The organism is Streptomyces alkaliterrae (assembly GCF_007097205.2).
GTDB lineage: Bacteria > Actinomycetota > Actinomycetes > Streptomycetales > Streptomycetaceae > Streptomyces > Streptomyces alkaliterrae.
The window spans coordinates 1-7351 of record NZ_VJYK02000278.1; the positions used below are offsets into that span (position 1 = coordinate 1).

At 69.0% G+C, this 7351-nt stretch carries 8 protein-coding genes; 5 read left to right on the forward strand and 3 right to left on the reverse strand.

The genetic code is table 11. The features are described 5' to 3' along the window. Window positions 1-189 precede the first annotated feature (189 nt). Both FNX44_RS21255 and FNX44_RS21260 read left to right on the forward strand, forming a co-directional pair. Window positions 190-1401: an MFS transporter gene (locus tag FNX44_RS21255; protein ID WP_143650238.1), complete on the forward strand. Its 1212-nt coding sequence runs from the start codon at window positions 190-192 to the stop codon at window positions 1399-1401. Between the two features lie 93 nt (window positions 1402-1494). Further along, complete coding sequence (locus FNX44_RS21260) at window positions 1495-1731, forward strand: hypothetical protein (protein ID WP_143650240.1); 237 nt, start codon at window positions 1495-1497, stop codon at window positions 1729-1731. A 30-nt stretch (window positions 1732-1761) separates the two neighbouring features. Here the strand turns inward: FNX44_RS21260 and FNX44_RS21265 are convergent, their stop codons facing one another. Beyond that, window positions 1762-3522, reverse strand: a complete 1761-nt coding sequence (locus tag FNX44_RS21265) for an NAD+ synthase (RefSeq protein WP_143650242.1) — start codon at window positions 3520-3522, stop codon at window positions 1762-1764. An 83-nt stretch (window positions 3523-3605) separates the two neighbouring features. Next, complete coding sequence (locus tag FNX44_RS21270; RefSeq protein ID WP_143650244.1) at window positions 3606-4952, reverse strand: NsdA family TPR-like regulatory protein; 1347 nt, start codon at window positions 4950-4952, stop codon at window positions 3606-3608. Window positions 4953-5104: 152 nt separating this feature from the next. Between FNX44_RS21270 and FNX44_RS21275 the strand changes: the two genes are divergently transcribed. The 3 genes from FNX44_RS21275 (at window position 5105) to FNX44_RS21285 (ending at window position 6937) form a co-directional block, all read left to right on the forward strand. Beyond that, window positions 5105-5335 (forward strand): hypothetical protein, encoded by a 231-nt coding sequence (locus tag FNX44_RS21275; RefSeq protein WP_143650245.1) that lies wholly within the window; start codon window positions 5105-5107, stop codon window positions 5333-5335. Between the two features lie 360 nt (window positions 5336-5695). Beyond that, window positions 5696-6205: a hypothetical protein gene (locus FNX44_RS21280; protein WP_143650247.1), complete on the forward strand. Its 510-nt coding sequence runs from the start codon at window positions 5696-5698 to the stop codon at window positions 6203-6205. A gap of 69 nt (window positions 6206-6274) precedes the next feature. After that, window positions 6275-6937, forward strand: coding sequence for a class I SAM-dependent methyltransferase (locus tag FNX44_RS21285; protein WP_143650249.1), 663 nt, complete (start codon window positions 6275-6277; stop codon window positions 6935-6937). A 39-nt stretch (window positions 6938-6976) separates the two neighbouring features. On the opposite strand, the gene FNX44_RS21290 is transcribed toward FNX44_RS21285, so the two are convergent. Beyond that, the gene (locus tag FNX44_RS21290) at window positions 6977-7177 is read right to left on the reverse strand and encodes an acyl carrier protein (protein WP_143650251.1); all 201 of its coding nucleotides are present in this window, start codon (window positions 7175-7177) and stop codon (window positions 6977-6979) included. Window positions 7178-7351 lie beyond the last annotated feature (174 nt).

Below are 7351 nucleotides of genomic sequence, written 5' to 3' on the forward strand. Positions count from 1 at the left end.
GCGTCGTGCCTGCTCGCGCGTGGTGTCGGGGCTGGTCGCGGTGAGGTGGCGGCACCGTCCGGCCGGGTGGGTGTGACCGGGTGGTCATCTGGTCTTGGTGTTCCGGGGGTGCGGCTGTGGGAGACTTTGTTTTGCGGCGAAACAAAGTCGTCGGTCCACCCCGCTCGTCCCCGTTCCGAGAGGCCCCTCATGCCCGTCGCGCTGCTCGCCCTGGCGGTGGCCGCCTTTGGCATCGGCACCACCGAGTTCGTCATGATGGGGCTGCTGCCCGAGGTCGCCGACGACCTCGGCACCTCCGTGCCCACCGCCGGACATCTCGTCTCCGCGTACGCCATCGGCGTGGTCATCGGCGCTCCGCTGCTCACCGCCGCCGGTGTCCGGGTGCCGCGCCGCCGCATGCTCGTCGCGCTGATGGCCCTGTTCACCGTCGGCAACCTCGCCTCCGCGCTCGCGCCCGGCTTCGGCACGCTGCTCGCGGGCCGGGTACTCGCCGGGCTTCCGCACGGCGCGTTCTTCGGCGTCGGCGCCGTCGTCGCCGCGCAACTCGTCGCCCCCGAACGGCGGGCACGCGCCGTCGCCACGATGTTCCTCGGACTCACCGTCGCCAACATCGTCGGCGTCCCCGCCGGCACCGCGCTCGGCCAGCAGCTCGGCTGGCGCGCCACCTTCCTGGTCGTCACCGCCATCGGCCTGCTCGCGATGCTCGCGCTGTACGCCCTCGTACCCCGGCTGCCGCTGGCGCGCGGCGGCGGACTCGGCGGCGAGGTAAGGGCGTTGGCCGACCGCCAGGTGCTGCTCGGCCTGCTCACGGCCGTCTTCGGCTTCGCCGGGGTCTTCGCCGTCTACAGCTACCTCGCGAAGATGACGACCGAGCTGACCGGCCTCTCCGCGACGGCCGTCACCGGCGTCCTCGCCCTCTTCGGCATCGGCATGACCCTCGGCGCCCTCGCTGCCGGACCGCTCACCGACCGGGCGCTGCGCCCCACCCTCTACGGCTCACTCGCCGCGCTCGCCGCCCTGCTGCTGGTCTTCAGGTACACCGTGCACAGCACCGTTCCGGCACTGGTCACCGTCACCCTGATCGGCGCGGTCGGCTTCATGACCACCACCCCGCTCCAGATGCTGGTCATGAACAACGCCCGGTCCGCGCCCACGCTCGCCTCCGCCTCCAACCACTCCGCGTTCAACCTGGCGAACGCGGGCGGTGCCTGGCTGGGCGGCGCGGCCATCGCGGCCGGCTGGGGCTGGGACTCCCCGATGCTCGTCGGCGCGGTGCTCGCCGCCGTCGGGCTTGTGCTCGCGCTGCTCGGCGGCGCGTTGGACCGCGACGGCTCCCGACTCTCCCGCGTCGTCGCCCGCTCCCGCCGAACCACGGAACGTTCCGACATCAGCGTGGGCTGAGCCCGCAGGGGGCCCGAACCCTCGACCTTCGTCGCCCCCGACCTGGCCGGACGGCCGATGCGCCGCCGGTCCGGGGCCGTCTACTGTCGGGGCATGGCTTCGAACAGTTCCCGGCCGCCGCTGGCGACCGTCACCGGCTTCGTCTGCTTTGTCCTGGTCGTCGGCGGGATCAGCGGGCTGCTGCGCGAGTGGTTCGGCTGGATCCACCTCATGGGCTTCGTCCGCTACTTCACCGTGGACGGGTACGAGGTGGCCAGCTATGTGGGGATCGCCCTGGTGGGCGCGCTGATCGGCTTGGCCGGTGATCGGATAGCGCGCCGCACCGCGTGAGCCGCCGGGGCCGTCGGTGCGGGCCGGCGCTCAGCTCCCGGCGGACTCCCGCCAGCGGTTGGTCACCGGCAGCCGCCGGTCCTTGCCGAAGCCCTTCGCGCTGATCTTCGTACCCGGCGGGTACTGCCGACGCTTGTACTCGGCGGTGTCCGTCATCCGCAGCACCCGCGTCACCAGCGCCGGGTCGAAGCCGCGCGCCGCGATCTGCTCCGCGCCCTGGTCCCGGTCCACGTACAGCTCCAGAACGCGGTCCAGCACGTCGTAGTCGGGCAGCGAGTCGGCGTCGACCTGGCCGGGGCGCAGCTCGGCGCTCGGCGGCTTGCTGATCGAGTTCTCCGGGATCGGCGGCGTCTCGCCGCGCTCGGCGGCGGCCCGGTTGCGCCAGCGGGCGAGGGCGAAGACGGTCGTCTTGTAGACGTCCTTGATCGGGCCGTAGGCGCCGACGGAGTCCCCGTACAGCGTCGAGTAGCCGCACGCGAGCTCGGACTTGTTGCCCGGCGCGAGCACGATGTGGCCCTCCTGGTTGGAGAGCGCCATCAGCAGCGTCCCGCGCAGCCGCGCCTGCAGGTTCTCCTCCGCGAGGCCCGTCAGCCCGAGTGCGCCCATGTACGCGTCGAACATCGGCTCGATCGACTGCGTGCGGAAGTTGAGGCCGGTGCGCTCGGCCAGTTCGGCGGCGTCCGAGCGGGAGTGCCCGGAGGAGTAGCGGGACGGCATCGAGACGCCGTACACGTTCTCCGCGCCCACCGCGTCGCAGGCCAGCGCCGCCACGAGCGCCGAATCGATGCCGCCGGAGAGCCCGATGATCACCGAGCGGAAGCCGTTCTTGCGGACGTACGCCCGCAGCCCGGTGACAAGGGCCGTGTAGATCTCCTCCTCGTCGCCGAGCGGGGGCGCGACCTCGCCGGTGAACCGCGCCGGGTACGCCGGCAGGGGCTCTGGGCTGAGCGTGCGGTGGTCGATCCGCAGGCCGTCGTCGACCGTGCCGGAGGGCGGGTCCGCCGGGGCGGCGGGAAGGTCGAGGTCCAGCATCAGGCAGGTCTCGGTGAACTGCGGCGCGCGGGCGATCACCTCGCCGTCCGCGCCCACGACGATCGAGTCGCCGTCGAACACCAGCTCGTCCTGGCCGCCGGTGGTCGCCAGATAGGCGGTCGTGCAGCCGGCCTCCTGGGCGCGCTTGCGGACGAGTTCCAGCCGGGTGTCGTCCTTGTCCCGCTCGTAGGGGGAGGCGTTGATCGACAGCAGCAGCCCGGCGCCGGCCGCGCGGGCCGCCGGGACCCGGCCGCCGTCCTGCCACAGGTCCTCGCAGATCGCCAGCGCGACGTCCACGCCGTGCACCCGAACCACCGGCAGCGTCTCGCCGGGCACGAAGTAGCGGAACTCGTCGAACACGCCGTAGTTCGGGAGGTGGTGCTTGGCGAAGGTCAGCCGCACCTCGCCCCCGAACAGCACGGCACCCGCGTTCTGCGGGGCGCCGGCGGGCTGCCCGTAGCGCGGCGTCGGCTCGGCCATCCGGTCCAGGTAGCCGACGACCACCGGCACGCCGCCCAGACCCTCCTCTGCCAGCCGGCCGGCCAGCTCGACGAGCGCGGCCCGGCTGGCCTCCACGAACGACGGGCGCAGTGCCAGGTCCTCCACCGGGTAGCCGGTGAGCATCATCTCCGGGAAGGCGACCAGATGCGCGCCCTCCTCGACGGCCCGCCGCGTCCAGCGCAGCACGGTGTCCGCGTTCGCGGGAAGATCGCCGACGGTGGAGTCGACCTGGTTCAGGGCGAGACGTAGTTGAGCCACACCCCCACACTAACCGTCACTCTGACGCAATGCCCCCTCCGGGGGCGAGGGGTCGACCGTAGGGGCCACGTCTGCCGTGCTCCCTACGTAGATAGATGCGCCGGCATCGCCGTCCGTGCGCGCTCGTGCAGGTCACGGGCCCGCGAGTTCCGCAGGTGCGGCCGCAGCGAGTTGCGCATGGTCGCGATGCTTCGATCCACGCGCCCTGATTTCACCGTCGGGTAGTCGTCGAGTACCTGACTCCAGCTGGCGCAGGCCGCCTCCAGGTGTCCCAGTTTCAGCTGTCTCTCGGCGAGCATGGCCGTGAATCGAATTCCGCTTCGTCTGCTGTCGTTGTCTCTGGTGCGTAGCCGAAAATGAGACTCGAGAGATTTGATGCTTCCCTCTGTGTCGCCGAGCTCGTGCCTTACCTGGGATTCGTGATAGGCCAGTGTGGCGGGTGCATATCCGCCGAATGTGTGGGTCTGGCTTTCGGCTTTCTCCAAGGCGGAGGTGGACTCCTGTAGAAATCGGTAAGCTTCTCGTCGGTTTCCCAGAACTGCGTATGCGTGTGCCTGTTGGCCGGTCAAGAAGGCGCGCATGCGGTGTTCGGCGCCGGGAGCAACCGCGGCTGCGGCGTCCGCGAATCGAACTGCGGGATTTCCGTGTCCCAGGTCGGCCGCCTGCACGGACATCCCGCGCAGAATGTGGCAGTAAGTGGAGTGGTCGCCACTTGCCCCAGCCAGCTCCAAACCCTTGACGTAGTATTTCTGCGCCAGTCCGTGCAGGCCCTCGTCCACCGCCATCCATCCAGCGAGATAGCACAGAAAGGCCGCCGCGCCCATCATGTCTTTCCTGACGGTCTCCCGGGCGTCGGCTTTCAGGTAGGGGGCCACGGTGTTCACCAGGAAGGCGGCGGCCATGGGCCTTGCGTGCCGGCCTCCGAACTCGTCGTCCAACTCCGAAAGCCTCTCGGTCATCGCCGCGACCGTGTCGACTTCGGAGCTGCCGATCCGCAGGGAGGTGGACGTCTGTGCGGCCTCCATGCGGCCGACGACGTCGGGCCAGTTCGGAATGGTCATCGCGACGGAGAAGAGGCTTGCCCCGAGTACGGCCCGGCGAGAAGGACTCATGTCGTGACTCCCGAGATCGACTAAGCCTCCCACCGTACTCGAAGACGTGTTCGGTTGGCCCTCGTGTGAAGAGAAGCCTGCCTCGCGGTGAGAGATCGGTCGTGACAGCTTGCGTGACAGGGCCTCAAGCACCACCGGCTGTACCTGCTCTCTCGGCTTGTGGCCTTGGAGCCACTGGTGCACCGATGGCTCGCGGTACCTGAGCGGAGTGCCCTGCTCGGTGCCCACCCGGTTCACCGCTTGAGCGAACTGACGCAGTGTCCAGCCGCTCTCCCTGTACAGGCGCTCAAGATCCTTGTTTGGGGCGGGCTTGGCCACAAGCTTCAACTCCTCGGGGGCTTAAAGCTCTTAAACGCTGCTGCTCTTCTCACGGTACCCGCGCGGCACAACTCCGGGTTGTCTGTTACGTGAAGACCCCGCGACCGTGGCGACGGCCCGGGGCACGGACCACCTGAAAGAGGCAGGCAGTCATGACAGACACTACGCCGGAGCACCCGGACGTGGGAACGCTGGCGATCGACCATAGATGCGGCCGACTCGGCGTCGTGATGGGCCGCACGGGCCCCTACGTGCAGCTTCGCCCAGAGGGCGGCGGCAAGGAATGGGATGTGCCCGTAGGCGACGTGCGCTCCGCTACCACCAACGACGTGCTGCACCTGAGAGTGCGGGAGATCAACAAGCTTTCGGAGTCGCGATGGTGACCCGATGGCCGTTCCCCGCCCCGCCCCCGGTGCCGGTGGGCGGGTGCGCCGAGTGCGGGCGTCTGACGGCGCGGTTGCAGAGCGCCGACCGGGTGCGCGACCAGAGCACGGCGACCGACGTACGGGTCCTCCTCCGCCGTCACCTTCGTGAATCACACACGCGGGAACGGCTGGCCCGTGACTGGACACAACCTGTCGTGAAGCAGGACTCGGCTTCACCCCATGGCGACCATCCCGGGTCAGGGTCGCAACCGCACCACCGATGAGCCCCCGTCCGAGCGGAACGTGCGGTGGGCGGTGTCGGTTCGGGGGCTGGTGCCCCGTAGTCGTCCGAAATCAGCAGAAAGGGAGGAAAGGCTCGTGACAACGATGCTTGAGAGTCCGGTGAGCACCGCTCACCGTGACCCCAGGGCGCTGCTCGACGCAGTGCGTCCACGCGTGAAGGAGTGCACGTACAACGTGCTTGAAAGCCCCGGGTCGGGGATCTCGCTGTGGGAGCGCGAAATTCGTCTCATGATGCGCGACAACGTCATGGTTCGAGACATGGCTGAACGCATCATGGCGAATGCGATCGCCTACACGGTCACCGCGATGGAGCGTCCTGAGCTTCACATCGGTGTAGGAAAGGTCGTGGACATCGGTGTGCACACGCTGATCCTCGACACACCCGTCTACTTCGCGTTCTGCGACGTTTATAACGGCGGAAGGTACAAGCATCACGCGCCGCTGATCGAACGACGAAACGACGGGCTGGTCATTCGAACCGCCGACATTATTCGGGAACAGGGGTTCGAGCCGGACGACGAACTGTGGGCCATGGACGGCGCCAACTGTTCCCCGTGTGACAGCAAGGTTCCGGACAGTCACTAGGTCGACTAGAGTGCGGCCTCCGTCCGGTGATCCGCAGGCGGAGGCCGCCGACCTACGAGAGGTGATGCCATGACGGCGGAGCACAACTACGGGCATGAGCGGGCGCTCTGGGACGCCTACGCGGAGAGCACGAGGGAGACGGTCACGGACTCCGATCCCGTGTTCCGGTGGACGCAGTACGGCGACCACGGGCCCGGCGTCGAACTGCTCGGTAAGCCCGAGAGCGTGCTGGAGATCGGATGCGGAACGGGCCGGGCGCTCGCGTATCTCGCCCGGCGAGGCGTCAAGGCGACGGGTGTCGACCTGTCTCCGGTGATGGTGCAGCAGGCCGCCGAGAGGTGGGGGTCGCTCGGGGTCGAGTTCGTCTGTGCGGAGGTCGTCGAACACCTGGAGAGCGACACCACCACCTACGACGCCGTGTACTCCATGTTCGGGGCGGCGTGGTTCGCGGACCCGGCGAGGCTGTTCCCGCTGGTCGCTGAGCGAATCAACCCCGGCGGGGTGTTCGTCTTCTCCCAACCGCCGGCCATCCCCGGTGCCTATGGGCCGCAGGGGATGTACAAGGGCGGATTCGCCGGGCCGGCGATGTTCACCTACCGCTACAGCTACACGCCGGAGGTGTGGGAGGAGTTCCTGGCGGGGGCCGGGCTGGTCAACGCCCACGTTCGGGTGCTGGACGCGCCGAAGCCCGGCCATATCGGAACCCTGATCGGTCGCGCTGGGCGTCGGTGAATCCTCGCTGCGGCCCGGAGGGCGCCGGGGGCTTGGCCCTTACTCGGCGTGTCCGATCTTGGCCTTGAGGTCCCCGGCGGCTTCCGTGTTCTCGGCGTCGACCGTCTGGATGTGGGAGACCAGGTCACCGACTGTGGCGAAACCGGCCACCCCCTTGTCCGGCAGCTTCATGCCGAACTTTTCCTCGACCTGTGCCGAGATCCTGGCCAGGGTCTCGGTGTCGAGGTGCAGGTCGCGCACGAAGGACTTGTCGCTTGCCCTCGCGTTGGGTGAAGCCCGCCGATTGGCGGGTCAGTCGTTCTCGTAGTGGCGGTTGGCTTGTTCGAAGGCGGCGTCGAGGCTGGTGTCGAGGGCGGCGATGCCCTGGGGGAGGCCGGTGTTGTCGAGGGTGTCGTCGAGGGCGCCGGCGTGGGC